General features: G+C 76.0%; 18 protein-coding genes. 12 read left to right on the forward strand and 6 right to left on the reverse strand.

The genetic code is table 11. The annotated features are described in order from the left end of the window. Positions 1–282 precede the first annotated feature (282 nt). From HNR12_RS06290 to HNR12_RS06305, 4 genes are all read left to right on the forward strand, one after another. Entirely contained in the window at positions 283–996 is a 714-nt protein-coding gene (locus HNR12_RS06290; protein WP_179766618.1) for a metal-dependent hydrolase, read from the forward strand. 33 nt (positions 997–1,029) lie between these two features. Beyond that, positions 1,030–1,692, forward strand: coding sequence for an O-methyltransferase (locus tag HNR12_RS06295; RefSeq protein ID WP_179766619.1), 663 nt, complete (start codon positions 1,030–1,032; stop codon positions 1,690–1,692). An 81-nt stretch (positions 1,693–1,773) separates the two neighbouring features. Beyond that, positions 1,774–2,925 (forward strand): exonuclease SbcCD subunit D, encoded by a 1,152-nt coding sequence (locus tag HNR12_RS06300; RefSeq protein ID WP_179766620.1) that lies wholly within the window; start codon positions 1,774–1,776, stop codon positions 2,923–2,925. Further along, positions 2,925–5,936 (forward strand): AAA family ATPase, encoded by a 3,012-nt coding sequence (locus HNR12_RS06305; protein ID WP_179766621.1) that lies wholly within the window; start codon positions 2,925–2,927, stop codon positions 5,934–5,936. The genes HNR12_RS06300 and HNR12_RS06305 overlap by 1 nt, the downstream gene beginning before the upstream one ends. Positions 5,937–6,326: 390 nt before the next feature. On the opposite strand, the gene HNR12_RS06310 is transcribed toward HNR12_RS06305, so the two are convergent. Further along, on the reverse strand, positions 6,327–7,193 hold the full coding sequence (locus HNR12_RS06310; protein WP_179766622.1) for an aldo/keto reductase: 867 nt from the start codon (positions 7,191–7,193) through the stop codon (positions 6,327–6,329). Between the two features lie 226 nt (positions 7,194–7,419). Between HNR12_RS06310 and HNR12_RS06315 the strand changes: the two genes are divergently transcribed. Together HNR12_RS06315 and HNR12_RS06320 are read left to right on the forward strand one after the other, a co-directional pair. Continuing rightward, positions 7,420–8,127 carry an ATP-binding protein gene (locus tag HNR12_RS06315; protein ID WP_246425010.1) on the forward strand — a complete coding sequence of 236 codons (708 nt, stop codon included), beginning with the start codon at positions 7,420–7,422 and terminating at the stop codon, positions 8,125–8,127. Positions 8,128–8,134: 7 nt separating this feature from the next. Further along, a complete protein-coding gene (locus HNR12_RS06320; RefSeq protein WP_179766623.1) occupies positions 8,135–8,566 on the forward strand; it encodes a hypothetical protein in 432 nt (143 codons plus the stop codon). A gap of 30 nt (positions 8,567–8,596) precedes the next feature. On the opposite strand, the gene HNR12_RS06325 is transcribed toward HNR12_RS06320, so the two are convergent. The 3 genes from HNR12_RS06325 to HNR12_RS06335 all read right to left on the reverse strand — a co-directional run bounded on the left by HNR12_RS06325 (position 8,597) and on the right by HNR12_RS06335 (position 12,009). After that, positions 8,597–9,553, reverse strand: a complete 957-nt coding sequence (locus HNR12_RS06325) for a TIGR03621 family F420-dependent LLM class oxidoreductase (RefSeq protein WP_179766624.1) — start codon at positions 9,551–9,553, stop codon at positions 8,597–8,599. 119 nt (positions 9,554–9,672) lie between these two features. Beyond that, positions 9,673–11,802, reverse strand: coding sequence for a cytochrome c oxidase assembly protein (locus HNR12_RS06330; protein ID WP_179766625.1), 2,130 nt, complete (start codon positions 11,800–11,802; stop codon positions 9,673–9,675). 27 nt (positions 11,803–11,829) lie between these two features. Beyond that, positions 11,830–12,009 (reverse strand): hypothetical protein, encoded by a 180-nt coding sequence (locus tag HNR12_RS06335; protein ID WP_179765507.1) that lies wholly within the window; start codon positions 12,007–12,009, stop codon positions 11,830–11,832. 703 nt (positions 12,010–12,712) lie between these two features. Between HNR12_RS06335 and HNR12_RS06340 the strand changes: the two genes are divergently transcribed. The 3 genes from HNR12_RS06340 (at position 12,713) to HNR12_RS06350 (ending at position 16,020) form a co-directional block, all read left to right on the forward strand. Then, positions 12,713–14,002, forward strand: a complete 1,290-nt coding sequence (locus HNR12_RS06340) for an amidohydrolase family protein (protein ID WP_179766626.1) — start codon at positions 12,713–12,715, stop codon at positions 14,000–14,002. Between the two features lie 138 nt (positions 14,003–14,140). Beyond that, positions 14,141–15,259: an alanine dehydrogenase gene (ald, locus tag HNR12_RS06345; RefSeq protein ID WP_179766627.1), complete on the forward strand. Its 1,119-nt coding sequence runs from the start codon at positions 14,141–14,143 to the stop codon at positions 15,257–15,259. 119 nt (positions 15,260–15,378) lie between these two features. Next, complete coding sequence (locus HNR12_RS06350; protein WP_179766628.1) at positions 15,379–16,020, forward strand: class I SAM-dependent methyltransferase; 642 nt, start codon at positions 15,379–15,381, stop codon at positions 16,018–16,020. Here the strand turns inward: HNR12_RS06350 and HNR12_RS06355 are convergent. Continuing rightward, positions 16,008–16,307 carry a hypothetical protein gene (locus HNR12_RS06355; protein ID WP_179766629.1) on the reverse strand — a complete coding sequence of 100 codons (300 nt, stop codon included), beginning with the start codon at positions 16,305–16,307 and terminating at the stop codon, positions 16,008–16,010. The two genes, HNR12_RS06350 and HNR12_RS06355, sit on opposite strands and share 13 nt — an antisense overlap. Before the next feature lie 292 nt (positions 16,308–16,599). On the opposite strand from HNR12_RS06355, the gene HNR12_RS06360 reads away from it, so the two are divergent. After that, the gene (locus HNR12_RS06360; RefSeq protein ID WP_179766630.1) at positions 16,600–17,727 is read left to right on the forward strand and encodes an enolase C-terminal domain-like protein; all 1,128 of its coding nucleotides are present in this window, start codon (positions 16,600–16,602) and stop codon (positions 17,725–17,727) included. Between the two features lie 54 nt (positions 17,728–17,781). On the opposite strand, the gene HNR12_RS06365 is transcribed toward HNR12_RS06360, so the two are convergent. After that, a complete protein-coding gene (locus HNR12_RS06365) occupies positions 17,782–18,783 on the reverse strand; it encodes an isopenicillin N synthase family oxygenase (RefSeq protein WP_179766631.1) in 1,002 nt (333 codons plus the stop codon). A gap of 642 nt (positions 18,784–19,425) precedes the next feature. Between HNR12_RS06365 and HNR12_RS06370 the strand changes: the two genes are divergently transcribed. Next, on the forward strand, positions 19,426–20,535 hold the full coding sequence (locus HNR12_RS06370) for a phosphodiester glycosidase family protein (protein WP_179766632.1): 1,110 nt from the start codon (positions 19,426–19,428) through the stop codon (positions 20,533–20,535). A gap of 184 nt (positions 20,536–20,719) precedes the next feature. Beyond that, entirely contained in the window at positions 20,720–21,175 is a 456-nt protein-coding gene (locus HNR12_RS06375; protein WP_179766633.1) for a MaoC family dehydratase, read from the forward strand.

The raw sequence follows: 21,175 nt of genomic DNA on the forward strand, positions 1-21,175 counted from the left end.
CTACCCCTCTGTGGCGATGACGGGGGGACGGGGTGGTATTGCGGTGATCGCGACACGAACAGTTGGTTGTTTACCAGCGTGGACAGAATTGCGTCAACGATTTACACCGCGCGCGTCACGCGTTGTTCACAATCGGGGCGCGGTGCCCGCGCCGCCCGAATCGGACGTGGGGCGCGCCGTGCCCACCCGGCGCGGTTGGATGCGCGCCGGCCTCCTTGTTCGCGCCCGCCGAAAACCCGTCCGGATTCGCCAGGAAACCCGACAACCGCTACGGTTCCCGCCATGATGGGGCACTCTCACGCGCTCAGCGGCGTGGTCGGCTGGATGGCGATCGTTCCCTTCGTCCAGGGCCGGGAGTTCCTGGGCATCCAGTTCGACATCGGGCCCGGCGAGATCGTGGCCGGCTCGCTGGTGTGCGCGGGGGCCGCCCTCATCCCCGACCTCGACTCCAAGAGCAGCACCATCAGCCAGACCTACGGCGCGGTCACCCGGTGGCTGAGCCTGGTCTTCGCCTGGATGTTCGGCGGGCACCGCAACGGCACCCACTCGCTGCTGTTCGCCGTGCTGCTGGGGGTGGTCACCCAGGTGCTGGCGCTGTGGTCCGACCTCGCCGTGCAGGTCTTCGTGTTCCTGCTCGTGGGCATCGCGTTCAACGGGCTGGGGTTCGGCTCGGAGAAGAACCGGGTGGCCTCGGAGGTCATCACCGCGATGGTCGTCGGCGGCATCACGCTGGCCCTCTACACCTCGGGCGTGGACTACACCTGGATCGGCCTGGCCGTGGCGTTCGGCTGCCTCCTGCACTTCATCGGCGACATGGCCACCGAGATGGGCGTCCCGCTGCTGTGGCCGTTCTGGAAGTACCGGTTCGGGCAGAACATCGGGTTCACCACCGACGGCAAGGTCGAGCGGCTGATCGTCACCCCGGCCCTGACGGTCGCCATCGTCCTGCTCACCTTCTACCTCTTCCCCTGGCCCGAACTGCTGCCGGAGGCGTGATCCGCCGGGGCGCGCGGGTCTAGAGTGTCCGGTGTGACTCGCCACACCGAACCGCTCACCCCGGAACTCCTGGAGTACCTGGTCGCGCACGGCGCGCCGGTCGACGACGTGCTCGGCGACCTCGCCGAGGAGACCGCCCGGCGCTACCCCGACCTCACCACCATGCAGATCGGCCCCGAGCAGGGCACGTTCATGACGCTGCTGGCCCAGATCGCCGGGGCGCGCGACGTGGTGGAGGTCGGTACGTTCACCGGCTACTCCTCCATCTGCCTGGCGCGCGGCATCCCCGACGACGGCACCCTGCTGGCCCTGGACCTCAGCGAGGAGTGGACCTCGGTGGCGCGCCGCTACTGGGAGCGCGCCGGCGTGGCGCACAAGGTCGACCTGCGGCTGGGCCCGGCCCTGGAGACCCTGCGCGCCCTGCCGCCCGGCCCCGCCTTCGACCTCGCCTTCATCGACGCCGACAAGACCGGCTACATCGGCTACTGGGACGAACTCGTGCCGCGCATGCGCCCGGGCGGGGTGCTGCTGGTCGACAACACGCTCTCCCACGGCCGCGTGGTCGACCCCGCCCAGGACTCCCCCGAGGTCCAGGCCATCCGCGACTTCAACGACCACGCCCTGGCCGACGACCGCACCCGCCTGGTGCTGCTGCCCATCGGCGACGGCCTCACCATGGCGCGCCGGCTGCCCTAGCACCCCCGCCCGGCGGTCCGGGGCCGCGCCCTCACCTGCGCCGCTGCGGTCCCGGCCCGCCCTGCACTACGCTGCCGGAACATGCGCCTCTTGCACACCTCCGACTGGCATCTGGGCCGCTCGTTCCACCGCGAGAACCTGATCGACGCGCAGGCGGCGTTCGTCGACCACCTGGTCGATACGGTCCGCGCCGAGGCGGTGGACGTGGTGGTGGTCTCCGGCGACCTCTACGACCGCGCCCTGCCGCCGGTGGAGGCGGTCCGGCTGTTCGGCGAGGCGCTGCGCCGCATCCGCGCCACGGGCGCCCGTGCGGTGCTGATCGCGGGCAACCACGACTCCATGGCGCGGCTGGCCTACGCCGCCGACCTCATCGACGCCTCCGGCGTGCACGTGCGCGCGGCGCTGGAGCAGGTCGGCACGCCGGTGGTGGTCGAGGACCGCCACGGGCCGGTCGCCTTCTACGGGATCCCCTACCTGGAGCCCGAGATCGCCCGGCCGCACTGGGGGCTGGCCGGACGCGGGCACCCCGCCGTGCTGGGCCACGCCATGGACCTGGTCCGCGCCGACCTCGCCGCGCGCCCGGCGGGCACCCGCTCGGTGGTGCTCTCCCACGCCTTCGTCACCGGCGGGGCGCCCTCCGACAGCGAGCGCGACATCGCCGTGGGCGGCGCCGCCCATGTGCCCGTCTCGCTCTACGCGGGCGTGGACTATGTGGCGCTGGGCCACCTGCACGGCCGCCAGACCATGGCCGGGTCGGTGCGCTACTCCGGCTCCCCGCTGGCCTACTCCTTCTCCGAGGAGCACCACGTCAAGGGCTCGTGGCTGGTGGAACTGGACGCATCGGGGTTCGTCGGCGCGCACTTCGTCGAGGCGCCGGTGCCCCGGCCGCTGGCCCGCCTCCGCGGCCGGCTCGAGGACCTACTCTCCGGCCCGGAGTGGGAGCGCTACACCGGCCACTGGCTGCAGGTCACCCTGACCGACCCGCTGCGCCCGGCCCTGCCCATGGACCGGCTGCGCGAGCGCTTCCCGCACACGCTGGTGCTGGACTTCGCGCCCGAGGGCGGGCGGGCCGAGGAGGACCGCGCGTGGGCGCGGCGCACCGCCGACCGCAGCGAGCCCGAACTGGTGCTGGACTTCGTGGACTGGGCGCGCGGCGCGCCCGCCACCGACGAGGAGCGGCGCCTGGTGCGCGCCGCGTTCGAGGACATCCGGCACCGGGAGGCCGCGCGCTGATGCGACTGCACACCCTGACCGTCCAGGCGTTCGGGCCGTTCGCCGGGACCGAGACCGTGGACTTCGACCGGCTGGGCGACGGCGGGCTGTTCCTCATCCACGGCCCCACGGGCGCCGGCAAGACCTCGGTGCTGGACGCCGTGTGCTTCGCGCTCTACGGGCGGGTGCCTGGCGTGCGCGAGGCCGCGAAGTCCCCGCGCAGCAACCACGCCGCCCCCGGGGTGGCGCCCCGGGTGGAGCTGGAGCTGACCGTGCGCGGGCGGCGGCTGTCCATCAGCCGCTCCCCCGCCTGGCGGCGGCCCAAGAAGCGAGGCACGGGCACCACCGAGGAGAAGGCCAAGGTGGTGGTCAGCGAACTGGTCGAGGGGCGCTGGCGCGGGCTGACCAACCGCCCCGACGAGGCCGGGCAGATCGTCGACGACCTGCTGGGGCTGTCCCTGGCGCAGTTCTGCCAGATCGTGCTGCTGCCCCAGGGGGAGTTCGCCCGGTTCCTGCGCGCCGACGCCAAGGAGCGGCGGGCCAGCCTGGAGCGGATCTTCGCCACCGGCGTGTTCGCGCGCGTGGAGGACTGGCTGGCCGACCGCGCCCGCTCCCTGGGCCAGGCCGCCGCCCGCGCCGAGGAGGCGGTTTTGCGCAAGGCCGACGCGATCGCCGAGGTCGGCCGGGCGCCGCGCCCCGAGGCCGGCGACCTGGACGCGCTGGCGCCCTGGGCCGCCGAGCTGGCCTCGGTCACCGCCGCCACCGCCCGCGACACCCGGCCGGTGGTCGATGCGGCGCTGGCCGAGCGCGATAGCGCCCGCCTGGCCGTGGAGGAGGCCCGCGCCCTGGCGGACCGGCGCCGCCGCCACGCCGAGGCGCTGGTCCGCCGGGCGGCCCTGGCCGAGCGGGAGCCCGCCTGCGCCGCTGCCCGCGCCGAACTGGCCGCGGCCGAACGCGCCGCCGCGGCCGTCCTCCTGCTGCGCACCGAGGAGCACCGCAGGACCCAGCTGGACAAGGCCGACCTGGACGCCGCCGAGCGCCTGGCCCTGGTGCGCGAGCTCGCCGGCGGGCCGCCGCCCGGCGCCGGCTCCGATACCGAGGACCCCCAGGAGGCGGCGCGCCGGCGGGCGGCGCTGGCCGAGGCCGAGCGCGAGCGGCGGGCCGAGGTGGCGCGGCTGGAGCAGCTGCGCGGCGAGGCCGACCGGCTCGGCGCGGTGGACGCCGACATCGCCGGCATCGACGCGCGCGCCCGCGCGGCCGAGCGCGAACTGGAGGAGTGCCGGGCCGGCGCCGCCGACCTGCCCGGGCAGCGCGAGCACACCGCCGCCGAACTGGAGGAGGCCCGCCGGCGCACCGGTTCGCGCGAGGCCGCCGAAGCCGCGCTGCTGCTGGCCCGGCGCCGGCGCGAGGCGGCCGAGGCGGTGGTGCGCCTGGGCGCCGACCTCGCGCGCGCCGAGGCCGAGCGCGTCGCGGCGGTGGACGCGGCGCAGGCGGCGGCCGACCGCCTGCTCGACATCCGGCGGCGGCGGATCGAGGGCATGGCCGCCGAACTCGCCGACGCGCTCGCCCCGGGGCGGCCGTGCCCGGTGTGCGGTTCGGCCGAGCACCCCGCGCCCGCGCGGGGTGCGGCCGACCGCCCCTCCCCCGAGGACGAGGAGCGGGCCCAGGCCCGGGCCGACACCGCGGCGGCCGGACGCAGCCGCGCCGAGAGCGCGGCGGCCTCGCTGAAGGACCGGCTGGAGGCCGCCCGGGCCGATGCGGGCGGGGCGGACGAGGCCGAGGCCCGCGGCCTGGAGGAGCGGCGGCGCGCCGAACTGGCGCGGCTGGACGCCGCGGCCGCCGAGGTGGAGCGCCTGACCGGGCGCCTGGCCCGGATCGACTCCGCCGTGGAGGCGGCGCGGACGCGCGAGTCCGCGCTCCGCGCCGACCTCGCGGCCCTGGCCGAGCGGCGCGCCGGGCGCGCCGAGGAGCGCGAGCGGCTGGCGGCGCTGCTCGACGCGGCGCGGGGCGCCGACCCCGACCTGGCCGCGCGGATCGGGCGGCTGACCGGCGAGGCCGACCTGCTCGCCGACGCCGTTGCGGCACTGGATAGGCGCGCGGCGGCGGCCGAGGAGCTGGCCGGTGCCGCGCGCGAGGCGCGGCGGGCCGTGGCCGAGGCCGGGTTCGCCGACGCCGAGGCGGTGTGGGCGGCCGAGCGCGGCGAGGAGGAGCGCGCCCGGCTGCGCGCCGACATCCGCGCGCACGAGGACCGGGTCGCGGCCGTCGAGGCCGTGCTGGCCGACCCCGAGGTCGCCGAGGCCGCCGCGCGCCCCGAGCCCGACCTCGCCGCGCTGGCAGACCTCGCCCGGCGGGCGGAGGCCGCGGCCGAGGCCGCGCTGACCTGGCGCGACCGCTTCGAGCAGCGGGCGCGCCGGCTCGCCGACCTGCGGGCCGACCTCGACCGCCTGCTCGCTGACTCCCGGCCGGCCCGGCGCCGCCACACCGTCGCCGACGGCCTGGCCCGCCTGGTCGCCGGGACCTCCGCCGACAACCGGGAGAGCGTGCGGCTGTCGGCCTACGTGCTGGCGGCGCGCCTGGAGCAGGTGGTGGCCGCGGCCAACGACCGGCTGCGGACCATGCACAACGGCCGCTACGAACTGCGGCACACCGTGGACAGGGCCGCGGGCGACCGGTCGCGCTCGGGCGGCGGGCTGGGCCTGCGCGTGCTGGACGCCTGGACCGGCCAGGAGCGCGACCCCGCCACCCTGTCGGGCGGTGAGACCTTCGTGGGCTCGCTGGCGCTGGCGCTGGGGCTGGGCGACGTGGCGGCCCAAGAGGCGGGCGGCGGCGACATCGGCACCCTGTTCGTGGACGAGGGGTTCGGCACCCTGGACGAGGAAACCCTGGAGGAGGTGATGGGGGTGCTGGACGGCCTGCGGGACGGCGGGCGCGCCGTCGGCGTGGTCAGCCACGTGGCCGACCTGCGCACCCGGATCACCACGCGGCTGCAGGTGGTCAAGACGCCGACGGGGTCGCGGCTGCGCCAGACGTGAGCGCGGCGGGCGCGCGTGCCGGGAACGGGCCCTTTGGGTGCGTGCCGGAACGGCCGATATTCCCGCGAACCAATGAAAAACGCGTTTCCCTGAATCATCAACCGCCTGCGGCGACGCATAAGCGTCTCATAAAGTGGGCACACAATTATCGGTCACCGAAAACCGAGGAGCACCACCATGGCCGTTCGTGGAGTCGTCTGGGCATAAGGCGGAGAACCGACCGTCCGCGCATCTCAGCGGAGGTCTTAACACCCCCGCCGCCGTCTCCGCCCCAATACGGACACGGCGGCGGGAATCAGCCGCAAAACCGCCACCGGCCCCTATCCGCCCGCGGCGATTCCACACGGGAATTGCGCACGCCCGCAAGGCGGGCGCCGCCGATCCCCTCAATCAGGACATCTCCAGGGGGCGGCTGCTTCGCGGCGGCGGGAACGCGGTGTCGAGGGCGGCGAGTTCGTCGGCGGTCAGGTCGAGGGTGAGCGCCTCGGCGTTCTGCCGGACGTGGTCGGGGTCGACCGCCTTGGGGATCGCCAGCACGTCGCCCTCGCGGACGGTCCAGGCAAGCGCCACCTGCGCGGGCGCCACCCCGCGCCCCGCCGCAACCTCGCGCACCGCCGGATTGGCGAGGATCTGCTCGCGCGCCCGGCCGCCCTGGGCCAGCGGCGAGTACGCCATGGTCGGCAGGGCGGGGGCGGTGTCGCGGCACCACGGCAGCAGGTCGTACTCGATCCCCCGGGCGGCGAGGTTGTAGAGCACCTGGTTGGTCACGCACGCCTGGCCGGAGGGCACCCGCCACAGCCGCTCCATGGTCTCCCGGTCGTAGTTGGAGACCCCCCAGTGCCGGATCTTGCCCTCGTCGCGCAGCTCCTCCATGACGGCCACGGTCTCCGACAGCGGCACCGGGCCCGGCCCGTGCACCAGGTAGACGTCGATCACGTCGGTGCCCAGCCGCGTGAGGCTCCTCTCACAGGCGGTCCGGGCACCGCGTCGTCCGGCGTTGCTCGGGTACACCTTCGACACGAGGACGACCTCCTCGCGCCGGCCCGCCACGGCCTCGCCGACCACCCGCTCCGCACCGCCGTCGCCGTACATCTCCGCCGTGTCGATCAGGGTCAGCCCCAGGTCGACGCCCTGACGCAGCGCCCGCACCTCCTCGGCGCGCCGGTCCTCGCGGACGCCCATCCGCCAGGTCCCCTGGCCGATGGCCGGCGCCCGCAGCTCCGGCCCGAGCGGGATCCCGCGGTCGCTACGTGCCATGTCACCGAACTCCCTGCACTCGTCGTCAACTCGGCCCGCCGGCCGGCACGCGGACGGCTCGGGCGGCGGGCACCCCGCGGGGCGCCGGAGCGTTCCGCAGACGGCACGGCCCGCACTCCACGCGCATACCCCGCGTACCGAACATATGCCCATCCCATCCTCTTTAGCCGCCCATGAACGCACCCGCCCTTAGCCGCCGCTTATCCGAAAGGCGCATAACCACCTCATGTCCCCATCGACGCTTCCCGCCCCGGCACCCGGCGCGGCGTCGGGGTGCTCTCCGCAGACCCGGCGGATCTCCCCCGTGCCCCCCGTCCTGCGCTATCCCGCCAACTCGCTGGTCCTGGTCGCCGGAATCCCCGGCGCGGGAAAGAGCACCATGCTCAACCGCCTCTTCGGCATGACCGGCCGCGAGCCCGCCACCGTGCGCACTCCGGCGGGCGTGCGGGTGGTCGACTCCCAGCAGTCGCGCAACCGGCTGCACCCCCTGCTGAGCGCCGTGCACTACCCCCTCTGGCGCCCCCTGATGCACCTGCTGCACTACCTGCGCATCCTCGCCGCGCTGCGGGGCGGCGGCCCCGTGGTGGTCCACGAGAGCGGCACCCGCCGCGCCGTGCGCCGCCTGCTGGGCTGGTACTGCCGCCGGCGCGGGATCGAGGTGCACCTGCTGCTCATCGACAGCGACCCCGGCGACGCGCTGCGCGGCCAGATCCTGCGCGGCCGCCAGGTGGCGCCGCGCAGCCACCGCACCCACGTGCGCCGGTGGCGGCGGCTGCTCGCCGACTGCCCCGCCGGCCCCGGCGCGGTGGTGCCGGGCGCGCGCTCGCTGCTGCTGCTCGACCGCCGCCGGGCCGACGACCTCGCCGAGATCCGGTTCACACCCGGGCCCGCGCTGCCCGCTCCCGGCGGGGCCGTCGCGGGGGCGGTGCCATAATGACGGGGTGGATTCCCTGGTCAACATCGCTGTGTTCGGAGTCGTCGGCGCCGTCATGATGGCGGCCCTGGTGGGCCTGCTGCTGGTGGTGCGCCGACGCGGCACCGCGCCGGTGGCCTCCGCCCTGCTGGGTGCGGCGTGCGTGGCGCTGCTGCTGGCCGTGCCCGCCCTGGCGGCGGCCGGGCTGTGGGGCGCGCGCCCGGGCGCGGGGATCGGCCAGGCGTTCCTGGTGGCGTCGGCGGCCGTGGTGGTGGTCTACGCCGCCGGGGTGGCGCTGCTGCCGCTGGTGGCCCGCCAGGCGGCGGCCGCGCGCGGCCAGGCCGCGCCGCGCCTGGCCGGCCTGGGGCTGCGGCTTTCGGCGGGGGTGGCCCTGGGCGGACTGGCCGTGTGCGCCGCCCTGGGCGCCGCGGGCACCGGGATCGCCGCCGCCCTGTCCTAACCCCGCCCCGCTCTCGGCGCGGCCCCCGGCTCAGACCCCGCCGGGAGGCGCCGGCTCCGCCGGAGCCGCGGCGGGCGGTGCCTCCAGCGCCTCCTCCCGGCGGCGCACCCGCGGGATGGCCTCGGCCAGGGCGTCGCGGTAGGCGCCGTGCGTGGTGACGTAGCTGAACCCGAACCGCCGCCGGTTGGCCACGAGTTCGTCGGCGATCTCCTCGGCCGTGCCCACGAGCACGTAGGGGCTCGCCAGCACGGCCTCGGCGGTGTCCAGCCCGGGGGTGGAGTAGGCGGCCGCGAGTTCGGCGGCGGTCTTCTCGGCGTCGTCGGTGACCACCACCGCCTGCACCAGCACGTTGAACTCCAGCGCCTCGGCGCGCGAGCCCGCGCGGGCGCGGACGAACTCGACCCGGCGCAGGGTCTCCGCGGAGTCGGCCACCCGGAAGGTGCCCATGCGGGCGCCCCGGACCTGGGTGAGCCCGGCGAACCCCACGATGTCGGCGTGCCGGGCGGCGAGGTCCAGGCCCCGCTCGCCGTGCGCGCCGATCAGCAGCGGCGGGCGCGGCACCTGCGTGGGCAGGGGCTGCTGGCCGTCCTCGGCGAAGAGCCGGTCCAGTTCGCCGATGCTGCGCTCCAGGTTGGCCACGCGTTCGGCGTGGGGGCGCCAGGGGATCTCGGCGGCCTCGAACTCCGACTTCATGTGGCCGGCGCCCAGCCCCAGCTCCAGCCGCCCGCCGGAGAGCCGGTCGACCGTGGCGGCCTCGCGGGCCAGCAGCGCGGGGTTCCAGAACTCGTTGTTGAGGACGAGGGTGCCCAGGCGGATCCGGGAGGTCACCGCCGCGGCGGCGGCCAGCATCGCGAACGGGGACGCCGAGCCCAGGTGGTCCGGCGCCTGGATGACGTCGTAGCCGAGCCGCTCGCTGCTCCGGCACGTCTGCGTCCAGTGGTCGATCTCCTGGTGGCGGCAGTTGATCCCGAACCGAAATCTCTTCATGGGCACCGACCCAACCGGATCCGCCGGTGGCGCGCCACCCCATTCCGCTATCGGCGCAGCAGCCTGGACACCGCCCCCGGCCGGGCCCTACGGTGGCCCCGGCCGGGGTGGCGCCGCTGTCAGGAGGGGGTCTCCTGGTCGGCGGCCGGCGCCTCGGGTGCCGGGCGCTCGGCCCGCGCCGGGCCCTCCTGCGCGCGGGCCCGCCGGTCCAGCTCCTGCAGGTAGGCGTTGTAGGCGTCCATGTCCGCGTCGTCGGAGCCGCCCCGGCGGCTGTGCCGCTCGCGGCGGCGCTCCCGGCGCTCCTCGTCGCCCGCCCACTGCCGCAGCAGGGCGAGCATGACCAGCAGGGTGGGGATCTCGCCGATCGCCCAGGCGACCCCGCCGCCGGCGTACTGGTCCTCGCCCACGCTGTCGGCCCACGGGACGTCGAACTGCCCGTAGTAGGACATGGCCAGCGGCTCGGTCTGCATCATGATCGTGATGCCGAAGAACGCGTGCACGCCCATGGCCAGCAGCAGGAGCAGGATCCGCAGCAGGTGGTGCAGGCGGCGCGGACCGGGGTCGACGCCGACGATGGTCCAGTAGTAGAGGTAGCCGCTGAGCAGGAAGTGCACGTTCATGAAGACGTGCCCGCTGTGGTCGCTCATCAGCATGCCGAACAGCGGCGTGAAGTACAGCACGTAGGGGCTGAACACGAACAGCGGGGTGGCCACGCCCGGGTGGGTGACCACCTTGGAGAAGCGGCTGTTGAGGAAGGCGTTGAGCCACTCGCGCGGACCGCGGTCGCCGCGGCGGCGGGCCGGGCGCAGCGCGCGCAGCGCCAGGGTCACGGGGGCGCCCAGCACCAGCAGGACCGGCGCCATCATCGACAGCAGCATGTGCTGCACCATGTGCGTGCTGAACAGCACCATCGAGTAGGTGGCCACGCCGCTGAGCAGCACAGCGGTCATCAGCAGCAGCCCCGCCAGCCACGCCACCAGGCGGCCCGCGGGCCAGCTGTCGCCGCGGCGGCGCAGCCGCACCACCCCGGCGATGTAGAGGCCGCCCATGACGGCCACCAGCACGGCGAAGAACAGGTCGGGGCGCCACAGGGTGAGCAGGGTCTGGGCGCTGATGGGCGGCGGCATGGGGAAGCCCAGCACCGACTCCGCCGGGGTGGGCACCCCGCCGTCGTCGGGCGGCGGCGGGGTGCGGCTGAGCGCGGCGCCCAGCGCCATGGCGGCCGCCATCACCACGATCTCGACCCCGGCCAGGCGGGCGAACAGCCGCCGCCCGGCGGTCTCGGTGATGCGCGGGACCGTGGCGCGCCGGTGCACGTAGCCCACGGCGCCCAGGACGGCGAACAGCGCGATCTTGACCAGGATCAGCAGGCCGTAGGAGGTGGTGAACAGCTGCGCGGGCTCGTACAGGCGGCTGACGGCGCTGGCCACCCCGCCCACGGCCACGCCGGCGTAGGCCCACAGCGCCATCCGGCTGAAGCGCTCGGCGGCCACGGGGGCGTCCTGGGCCCCGGCGCGCAGCCCGTGGAAGGTGACGGCGGCCAGCCCGCCCACCCACACGGCGATGGCCAGGACGTGCAGGGCCAGTCCGGCGACGGCGAGTTCGTGGGCGCCGGCCGAGGCGGAGTGGCCGGTGAGGACCGGCGGAACCATGCCGGCGGCGGCCAGGACCACCAGGACGGCGGCGGAGGAGGCCGACTCCGCGGTACGGCAGAACAGCGCCAGCGCGGTGGCCGCCAGGATCATCAGCAGCAGGCTGATGCCCTGGGAGACCGACACGGCGTAGCTGGTGAGCTGGTTGCCCATGACCTCCTGGGGCGGCAGCCCGGAGATGTCGGAGAGCTGGAAGACCAGGGTGGCGGCGGCCGCGGCGGCCCAGCACAGCGCCGCCCAGGAGGCGGCGCGCACGTAGCCCAGGGCCTGGGCGCCCAGGGGGCGCGCCCCGCTCTTGTCCTCGGGCGCGGGCAGCGGCAGCAGGAAGACGGCGAGCACCAGCAGGCCCAGGGTGAGGGCGGAGGCGAGGTCGCGCGCCATGGTCGAGACCGGCAGGCCCCATCGGGTGAGGGGGCCGGAGTCGGGCAGGCCGGGGATCACCTCGGCCGTGACCGCTCCCCCGGTGACCAGGGCGATGATCAGCGAGATGGCGCCACCGGCGATCGCGGCGACGCCGATGGTGACCGCGGTGTCGGCACCCGGGGCGGTGCCGCCGGGGGGCGCCGGGGTGGTGTCGCGGACTCCGGAGGAACTCACGCGTGCCGCTCCGTGGGGTAGGGGTCGCTACTGGCGGTAGCGGTGACGGATCACCGCCGCGGCGATGGCCGCACCCACGAGCACCCCCAGACCGCTCCAGAACCAGGCGGCCGTCTGCGCGGACACCTCCACCAGGACCGGCAGCACGAGGCCGGGCGGCGGGGGGCCGGGGACGGCGGGACCGACAAGCAGAGCTGCGACGTTCAAGCGCGAACACCACCACGAAACAGGATAAATCTACTACAGCGTGTCGGAGACGGGCGGCGGGGCGGCGCACCCGCCCCCGCCGGGGGGCGACCGCGCCCTGACCGGCCCGGCCGCGCCGCCGCGGGCGGCCCCGGGCCGTTCCGGCGCCCGGTGCGGCCCACCTCTGGTCCCAGGAGCACTCGTGCGTCCCTTCCGTCGCTGCGGCGCGCTCGGCGGCCGCGCCGCGCTCACCGTCGGGCCGCCGCGCGCGGCTCCCGCACCACTCCACCCCATGGCCGCCCCGGGCACAAGCGCGACCCGCCCGGCGGTGCGGCCGGCCGCCCCCGCCCGGGCCGGAGGCCGCCGTGCAAACGGCCGCCGAGGCGCCCGGCCGCCTCCGGAACATCGGTCCCGCCCCCGCCCTTCGGCAAAAATACGGCGCGGAATCCCCTGTCCGCAATTGCAATTTCTTCGGTGCATGCCGATAACGGTTTTTGGACTCGGTGGAAAACTCCGACATTCCATGGGAAAAAACACCGATTGCCGACAACCGCGCACGCCACCCGGCGCGTTACTGGACAACGGGCACGATAGCCCTCCGCGAGCGCGATACGGTCGAACAATCGCCGCACGTGTTAGGAGTGCGACAACCACCCCCGGCACAGGCGGCACCATACGCCCCACCGCGCACGAATTTCGCCACAGAACAACGAAGGGGATTCAGATGCCCCATATCGACACCGTGATCCGCTCGCGCCGCGTGGTCACGCCCGAAGGGGTGGCTCCTGCGGCGGTCGCCGTGCGCGCGGGCCGCATCACCACCGTCACGGCCTACGACCGCCCCCTGCCGGCCCGCACCCAGGTCGACCTCGGTGAGGTCGCGCTGCTGCCGGGCGCGATCGACCTGGACGCCGCCGTGCAGGCACCCGGCCGCACGCTGCGCGAGGGCTACACCGAGACCTCAGCCGCCGCCGCGCGGGCCGGTGTCACCACTGTCGTCGCCGCCGCCGCCCCCGCGTCCCCCCCGGTCACCGACGTCGCCGCGCTCACCGTCCACCTGGCCGCCGCCGCCGAGTCCGCCGTCAACGTCGCCTTCCTCGGCGGCATCACCGCCTCCAGCACGCCCGCCGACCTCGCCGACCTGCGCGCCGCCGGAGTGGTGGCCTTCCACTGCTCCCTGTCCGACGGCGCCGGAGCCGGCACCCGCCCGCTCGACGACCACCGGCTGCGCAAGGCCATGGTGGAACTGGCCGCCATGGAGGTCCCGCTGCTGGTGCACGCCGAGGACGCCGCCGAACTGGCCCCGCCCGCCGGGCCGGGCAACGTCGCCCTGCTGGCGGCCCGCCCGCCGCGCGCCGAGCGGCGCGGCCTGGAGCGGGTGATCTCCGCGGCCCGCATGGCCGGCACCCGCGCCCACATCTCCCCCTTCACCGCCGCCGAGTGCGCGGCGGTGCTGGCCGGCGCGCGCGCGATCGGGGTCGCGGTCAGCGCCCAGACCTGCCCGCACTACCTGTGCCTGCCCGCCGAGCAGGTGCCCGACGACTCCGCGTCCCACGCCTGCCACCCGCCGCTGCGGGCCGGCACCAACCGCGAGGCCCTGTGGCGGGTGCTGCTGGAGCGCGGCGACTGCGCCATCACCAGCGTGGGCTCGGGCCACCGGCCCGGCACCGGGGTCTCGGGCATCTCCTGGACCCTTCCGGCGCTGTGGACCGCGGCCCGCCGCCGGGGCTGCGACCTCGCCGACATCGCCCGCTGGACCGCCACGGCGGCGGCCGACCTGGTGGGGATGCGGCACCGGGGCCGCCTGGCGCCCGACTGCGACGCCGACCTCGTCGCCTTCGACCCCGACGCCCGGCAGGCGGTGCCGCCGGACGACCCCGGCCCCTACGCGGGCCGCACCCTCACCGGGCGGGTGGAGCGCACCTGGGTCGCCGGGCGCCCGGTGTACGTCCGCGCCGGCGCGGCCGGCGGCCGGCGCCCCGCCGCCGAGGACTCCCCCGTCGCCGCGCCGTGACCGCGGGCCCCTGCCCCGGCCCGCCCGGATTACACCATGTCAACAAGACGTGAAATCGGCAGTCATGTTGGAGATGGCCGCCCCGGGGCGGGCACGTCACAGTGAAGAGGTGTCAATGACGATACGAGGAGGAGCCCCGTGCGCGTCGGCGTGCCCCGAGAAGTGAAGAACCACGAATACCGGGTTGCCATCACCCCCGCCGGAGTCCACGAAATGGTCACCCGCGGCCATTCGGTCGCCGTGGAGCGCGGCGCGGGCCTGGGCTCCTCGATCACCGACGAGGAGTTCGCCGCCGCCGGCGCCCGCATCCTCGACACCGCCGACGACGTCTGGGCCGAGGGCGACCTCGTCCTGAAGGTCAAGGAGCCGGTGGCCGAGGAGTACCACCGCATGCGCCGCGGCCAGACGCTGTTCACCTACCTGCACCTGGCCGCCTCCGAGGAGTGCACGCGGGCGCTGCTGGACCGCGGCGTCACCGGGATCGCCTACGAGACCGTGCAGCTGCCCGACGGCTCGCTGCCGCTGCTGGCCCCGATGTCGGAGGTCGCCGGCCGGCTCGCCCCCCAGGTGGGCGCGGCCACCCTCCAGCGGCCCAACGGCGGCCGCGGCGTGCTGATGGGCGGCGTGCCCGGGGTCAGCCCGGCGCGCGTGACCGTGATCGGCGCGGGGGTCTCGGGCCTCAACGCCACCCGGATCGCGGTGGGCATGGGCGCCGACGTCACCCTGCTGGACCTCAACGTCGCCAAGCTGCGCCACGCCGACGACCTCTACCAGGGGCGCGTGCGGACCGTGGTGTCCAACGCGCTGGAGCTGGAGCGCGCCGTCCTGGACGCCGATCTGGTGATCGGCGCGGTGCTGGTGCCCGGCGCCAAGGCGCCCAAGCTGGTGTCCAACGAACTGGTCTCGCGCATGCGGCCGGGCGCGGTGCTGGTGGACATCGCCATCGACCAGGGCGGCTGCTTCGCCGACTCCCGCCCCACCACCCACGCCGACCCCGTGTTCTCGGTGCACGACACCGTCTTTTACTGCGTGGCCAACATGCCGGGCGCCGTGCCCAACACCTCCACCCGCGCCCTCACCAAGGACACCCTGCGCTACGTGGTGGAACTGGCCGGCAAGGGCTGGCGGCGGGCCCTGGCCGACGACCCGGCGCTGGCGCTGGGCCTCAACACCTTCGACGGCGTGCTGACCAACGAGGCCGTCGCCCAGGCGCACGGCCTGAAGTCCACGGCGCTCGCCGAGGTCCTGGCGGGCTGAGCCCGCGACGCGGACGGCGCGGCCCGGCGCGGAGGGGTTGGGCCGCGCCGTCTGCGGTAGCGTCTCCCCACGACCGGTGGTGTCCGACCGTTTGGACACCGGGCGGCGAGGAGGCGGCCATGGCGGATCGCGAGTTGTGGACGGGCCGGCCGCCCGGGTCCAACCCCTTCGCCCTGCCCCGGGGGCCGCTGGGCCGTGCCGCGGGCTGGGTGCTGGCCTTCACCAACCGCGCGCAGAACGCCGAGGTGCTGCGCGCCTGCCGCGTGGCCGGGTGCCGGCGGGTCCTGGAGGTCGGCCACGGTCCCGGTGTCCTGGTGCGCATGCTCGCCGAGGTCCCCGGCGTGAACGTGACCGGTGTCGACCCCTCCCCCGAGATGGTCGCCATGGCGCGGCGGCGCAACGCCGCCGGGGTGCGGGCGGGCCGGGTGCGGCTGCACCGGGGCACCGCCGCCGACACCGGCGAGCCCGACGCGGCGTTCGACCTGGTGCTGTCGGTGAACACCGTGGCCATGTGGCCCTACCTCGACCCCGGGATGGCGGAGTTCCACCGGGTCCTGCGCCCCGGCGGCCGGGCGGTGGTCACCTGGCACCGGTTCCCCGAGAGCTTCCGGCTGTCAGCCGCGCAGTTCGCGCTGGTCGAGGAGGCCATGGCCAAGCGGTTCGGAGCGGCCGAGCGGCGGCTGCTGCCGGGGTCGGTGGTCTTCGAGGCGGTCAAGGAGCCGGAGCCGGGCGGCGGCGCGCGGGCGGCTCAGGGGGCGTAGACGGCGGCGCCCCGCACCGCGGGGTCGGCCTCGCCCGGCAGCAGCACCGCGGTGACCTCGCCGGTGCAGTCGGGTTCGGCCAGCACGAACACGGTCTGGTCGGTGCGGTTGTCCACGGCGGCCGGTGCGGCCTCCAGCGGCAGGCAGCCGCGGGGGTCGGTGTGCTCGGCGCCGTTGACGGCCAGGACGCCCGTGGCGGCGTGGGCCGGGGCGGCGCCGGCGGCCAGGACCGCGGCCGCCGCGAGGCAGCCGAGGGCCCGGGCCGCGCGGGCGGGACGAGGGCGCATGGGACGCTCCTTGCGTATTGGCGGATGCACACTGCGTAGTCGCAGGTGAAACACTATCCAGACGCGCGCCGGCCCGCCACCGCTTCGGTCCGCGCGAACCGCGACGCCCGGCCGCACGACCCGCGCGGCGCGCACCGGCGTGGCGCGGAGCGCGGGAGACGTTCGCCGCACCCCGCGTGGCGGCACCGGTGGACTATTCGCGCGGTGCGGATAGTTTCGAGAGGGCGGGGCGCCCGCGGGCGCCGCGGGGCCGCCCCGCCCATCCACTCCCGCGCATCGAGACGGAGCACGCGTGTCACGCACCGAACCGGCCATCCTCACCCGCGTCGCGGGAGTCGACGCCACCCTGGTCCGGCTGCCGCTGGCCCACCGCTCGCGCGGCGCGGTCCAGACCCGCCAGGAGTTCTCCCGGCACGCGCTGGTACGCGTCGTCGACGAGCGGGGCCGCACCGGCTGGGGCGAGGTCCCCCAGGCCGACCCCGAGCGGTGGCGGGCCCTGGTCGAGGACTACGCGCCCGCGCTGCTGGGCCACTCCTGGCACCGCCCCACCGAGACCGAGGCCGCCTGGGCCGGGCTGGCCTGGCAGCCGGCGGTGGCCGCCGCGCTCGACACCGCCTGCTGGGACCTGTGGAGCCGGCGGCGCGGCACGCCCCTGTCCCACGCGCTGGGCGGCGACCGCACGGCCTTCACCGCCGGCACGACCGTCCGCCGCCAGCCCTCCGAGGAGTCCCTGGTGCGCGAGGTCAACCGCCAGGTGGGCGCCGGGTTCCGCCGGGTGCGCCTGGAGATCGGCCCCGGCTGGGACATCGACGTGGTGCGCACCGTGCAGGAGAGCTTCCCGTTCCTGGTGCTGCAGGCCGACGCCGGGGGCCGCTACACCGAGGACCCCGCCCACCTGCGGGCGCTGCGGGCGCTGGACGACTACGGGCTGGCCGCCATCGAGGAGCCGTTCGGCGGCGGCGACCTCGCGGCCCACGCGCGGCTGCGCCGCGACCTGCGCACGCCGGTCGCGCTGAGCACGACGGTGGACTCGCTGGAGACCCTGGACCGCGCCATCGCGATGGAGGCGGCCGGCGCGCTGAGCCTGCGCCCGGCGCGCCTGGGCGGCCTCACCCCGGCGCGGCGCGCCCACGACCGCGCCGTCGACGCCGGCTGGGCGGTGTGGTGCGGCGCCGACGCGGAGTCGGGCCTGGGCAGCGCCGCGATCGCGGCGCTGGCGTCGCTGCCGGGGGTGACCCTCCCCAGCGAGATGCCGGGCGCGGGCGGCCGGTTCGCCCGCGACACCGTCCGCCCGTCGGTCCGCGCCCACGAGGGCATCACCCCCATCCCGCTCACCCGCCCCGGGCTGGGCTACGAGATCGACTGGAAGCAGCTGCGCGGCCTGACCGTGGAGTCGGTCGTGCTCGGCCCGGCCGGCTGACCGGCGACCGCGGGCCGCGGGCCGCGAGGGCGGTGCCCCGGCGGACCGGCCGGCTCAGCCCTCGCGCGGGTCCCGGCCGCCGCGGGCTCCGGTGATCAGCCGCTGCCACCGGCCGCCGAGCTTGACCGCCATGTGGCGGGCCACGGTGACCGGCTCGTAGTAGTCGGGCCGGTCAGGGCCGACGCAGGTGGGCAGGGTGGTGACCAGCGCGTCGAAGTCGGCGCCGTGCGACAGGGCCGCCGCCCGCCAGCGCTGCCCGGTCCGCCCGGCCGGCGCCGGCGGGCGGACCGCGCGGAAGGGCGGCGCGAGCCAGCGGTCGTTGGTCCAGCGGGCCAGCAGGTCGCCCACGTGCACCACCAGGGCGTCGGGCCAGGGGGCGACCTCGCGCCACCGGCCGAGGTCGTCGGCGAACTGCAGCGGTGCGCCCTCCGCCCACACCACCCGCAGCAGCCCCGGCTCGGTGTACCCGGCGGCCTCCTCGCCGGAGGCCGCCGCCGGCGCGGTGCCGGCCGGCGCGGGCGGGCGGTGCTCCAGGCGGAGCACGTCGATGGAGTGGCCGGTGTAGGGCTCGAAGAACCCCTCGGGCACGTCCAGCGCCACGGCGAAGACGCGGGTGAGCCGCCGGGCCAGCCGCTGGGCGGCGTCGAACCAGGCCATCACCTGCGGCTGGAACTTCGGCAGGCCCACGGGCCAGATGTTGGCGGGGTAGATGTCCACCGGCAGCGCGCGGTCGGGGAAGTCCCGCGCCTGAGTGCCGATGCGGAAGGTCTCGGCCGCGCCCGGGGCCGCCGGGGCGCGGTACCCGCGCTCGGAGTCGGGCTCGGGCGGCGCGTAGCGCAGCTTGCCCGCCGCCGGGCGGTCGAAGAACAGGTCGATCGCCTCGCGCACGCCGTCGTGGATCTGTCCGGGGATCCCATGTCCGACGACGCGCATGAACCCGGGGTCGGCTGCGGCCGCGCCCACGCGCGCGGCGATGCGCGCCTGGGCGTGCGGCCCGGAGTCCCAGCCCGAAATGTCGATGAGGGGCACCTCAACAGCGGTGGTCGACTCGCCCATGCGTCCTCCGTAGGTGGTCGGGCGGCCCGGACGGGGCCGGAGCGGCTCGTGCGCGCGCACCATCGGCGATGCGGCGGCGCTGCGGACGGGGCACGTCCCGGCCGCGCGCCGCGTCCGGTCAAGGGCGGCGGGCGCGGGGGTGCCGGCGGGTCCGGGCGGCCCGGTGCCCGCGGGGTGCCGCGACGCCGCCCGGGCGGCTTGGGGCCGATCGGAGGCGCGGCGGAGGCCCGGGAGGGGGCCGGCGGGGTCGAGGACGGCGCCAGGGCCGCGCCCCCGGTGCGGCGGGGGCGGAGGCGGTGCGGCGCAGGGAGTGGGGTGCCGGGGAGAGCGGCGGTCCCGCCTGGGGGGTTCGCGGCGTGGCGTGCGCATCACAGACTCCCGTCGGATGGCCGGGTCAGTGGGAGCCGGTCGCCGGTTCCGCAGGGGGTGACGGCGGGGCGATCAGCCGTGACTCTAGGCAGACCGTGTTGCCACGGGATCAACCCGCGATACACGGCCGTTAATCGGCGGTAGTTGGGCCACTACGGTGCGCGGCGCGCCCGGGCGAGCGTTGGCCGATACTCTACGCCGCCGTTGGATTACTTTGGGTTGCCATCCCGTTTCCGGTCTGTTTCGGCTGCGCGCTCTCGGAGGTATCCCGCCGTGTCCCGCCGTGCCGCCGCAGCGGCGCTCGCCCTCACCGTGTTCGTCCTGCTCACCGGCGCCGCCCCGGCCGCCCGCGCGGCCGAGCGGGCCGAGCCCGTCGCCCCCGGGGTGCACCTCTCCACCGCGTCCGTCCCCGCCGGCGACGGCACGCAGTACTTCACCACGCTGCGCGTCGACCTCACCGCGGGCGCCGAGGTGGACTACGTCGACCCCGGCAGCGTCGCCGCCCGGGCGCTCCTGCGCGAGATGGCCTCCGGGCCGGACGCCGTCGCCGCCGTCAACGGCGACTTCTTCGACTCGGGCGCCTCCTACGCGCCGCTGGGCGCGGCGGTGCGCGACGGCACCGTGCTGAAGTCGCCCTCGGGGGACGACCGCGCCGTCGCCGTCGTCGACTCCGCGGGGCGCGGCCGCGTGGCCACCGCCGCCTTCACCGGCGCCGTCGGCCTCCCCGGCGGCGACCTCGCCGTCGACCGCCTCAACAGCCACGAGGTCCCCGCCGACGGCACCGGCGTGTTCACCGCCGACTGGGGCGACCACCCGCGCGAGCGGGCCGCGCCCAGCGGGCCGGTCACCGAGGTCGCGGTGGCCGGGGGGCGCGTGGCCGGCGTCACCTCGGGCGCCGGAGCGGGCGCGGTCGCCCCCGGCACCCGGGTGCTGCTGGGCCGCGGCGCGGCCGCCGACCGCCTCGCCTCGCTGCGGCGCGGCGACCCGGTCGCGCTGGACTACCGGCTCGCCGCCGGCGGCGGCCGGCCCCGCCTGGCGATCGGCGGGCGGCACGTGCTGCTGCGCGACGGCGCCTTCACCGGCGCCACCGACAACGCCCGCCACCCGCGCACCGCCATCGGGTTCTCCGCCGACGGTTCGCGGATGGTCGTCGTGACCGCCGACGGCCGCGTGCCGGGCGCCACCGGCGCCTCACTGGGCGACATGGCCGAGCGGATGCTGCTGGCCGGCGCCCACGACGCGCTGGAGCTGGACGGCGGCGGATCGGCCACCCTGCTCACGCGCGACCCGGCGACCGGCGAGCTGGTGCGGCACAACCGCACCGGCGAAGACGAGCGCGCCATCCCCAACGGCCTGGTGGTGCGCGCCGCGTCCGGCGGCTGACCGGAGCAGGGGCGGCGCCGCAGGTACCCGCGGCGTCCCCACCGGCCGCGCCGCACCTGACCGCCCGCGCCGACGGCCTCCGCCGCCGGGGTCTCGGCGGCCCGCTCCCCCATCGCCATACCGAATGGTCGGTTCGCTAGAGTCGGGGGCGTCCTCCGTTCGGGTCTAAGGAGCGCAGACGATCATGCGGATTTTCACCGACCTCGCCGAGCTGGTCGCCGCCAAGGGCGAGCACCTGGGCTACAGCGACTGGCTGACCGTCACCCAGGACCGGATCGACCGGTTCGCCGACGCCACCGACGACCACCAGTGGATCCACGTCGACCGGGAGCGCGCCGCCAACGGCCCCTTCGGCGGCACCATCGCGCACGGCTTCCTCACGCTGTCGCTGCTGTCCGCGTTCAGCCCGCAGGTGTGGACGCTGCGGCAGCGGCCCTCCATGGCCATCAACTACGGCCTCAACCGCGTGCGGTTCCTCCAGCCCGTGCGCACCGGTTCCCGGGTGCGCGACGGCATCGAACTGATCGACACCCGCGAGACCAAGAACGGCCTGCTTTTGACCTTCGGGCACACCGTGGAGATCGAGGGCGAGGAGCGCGCCGCGCTCGTCGCCGAGGGCCTCAGCCTGATGGTGCCCTAG

The organism is Streptomonospora nanhaiensis, assembly GCF_013410565.1.
Classification (GTDB): domain Bacteria; phylum Actinomycetota; class Actinomycetes; order Streptosporangiales; family Streptosporangiaceae; genus Streptomonospora; species Streptomonospora nanhaiensis.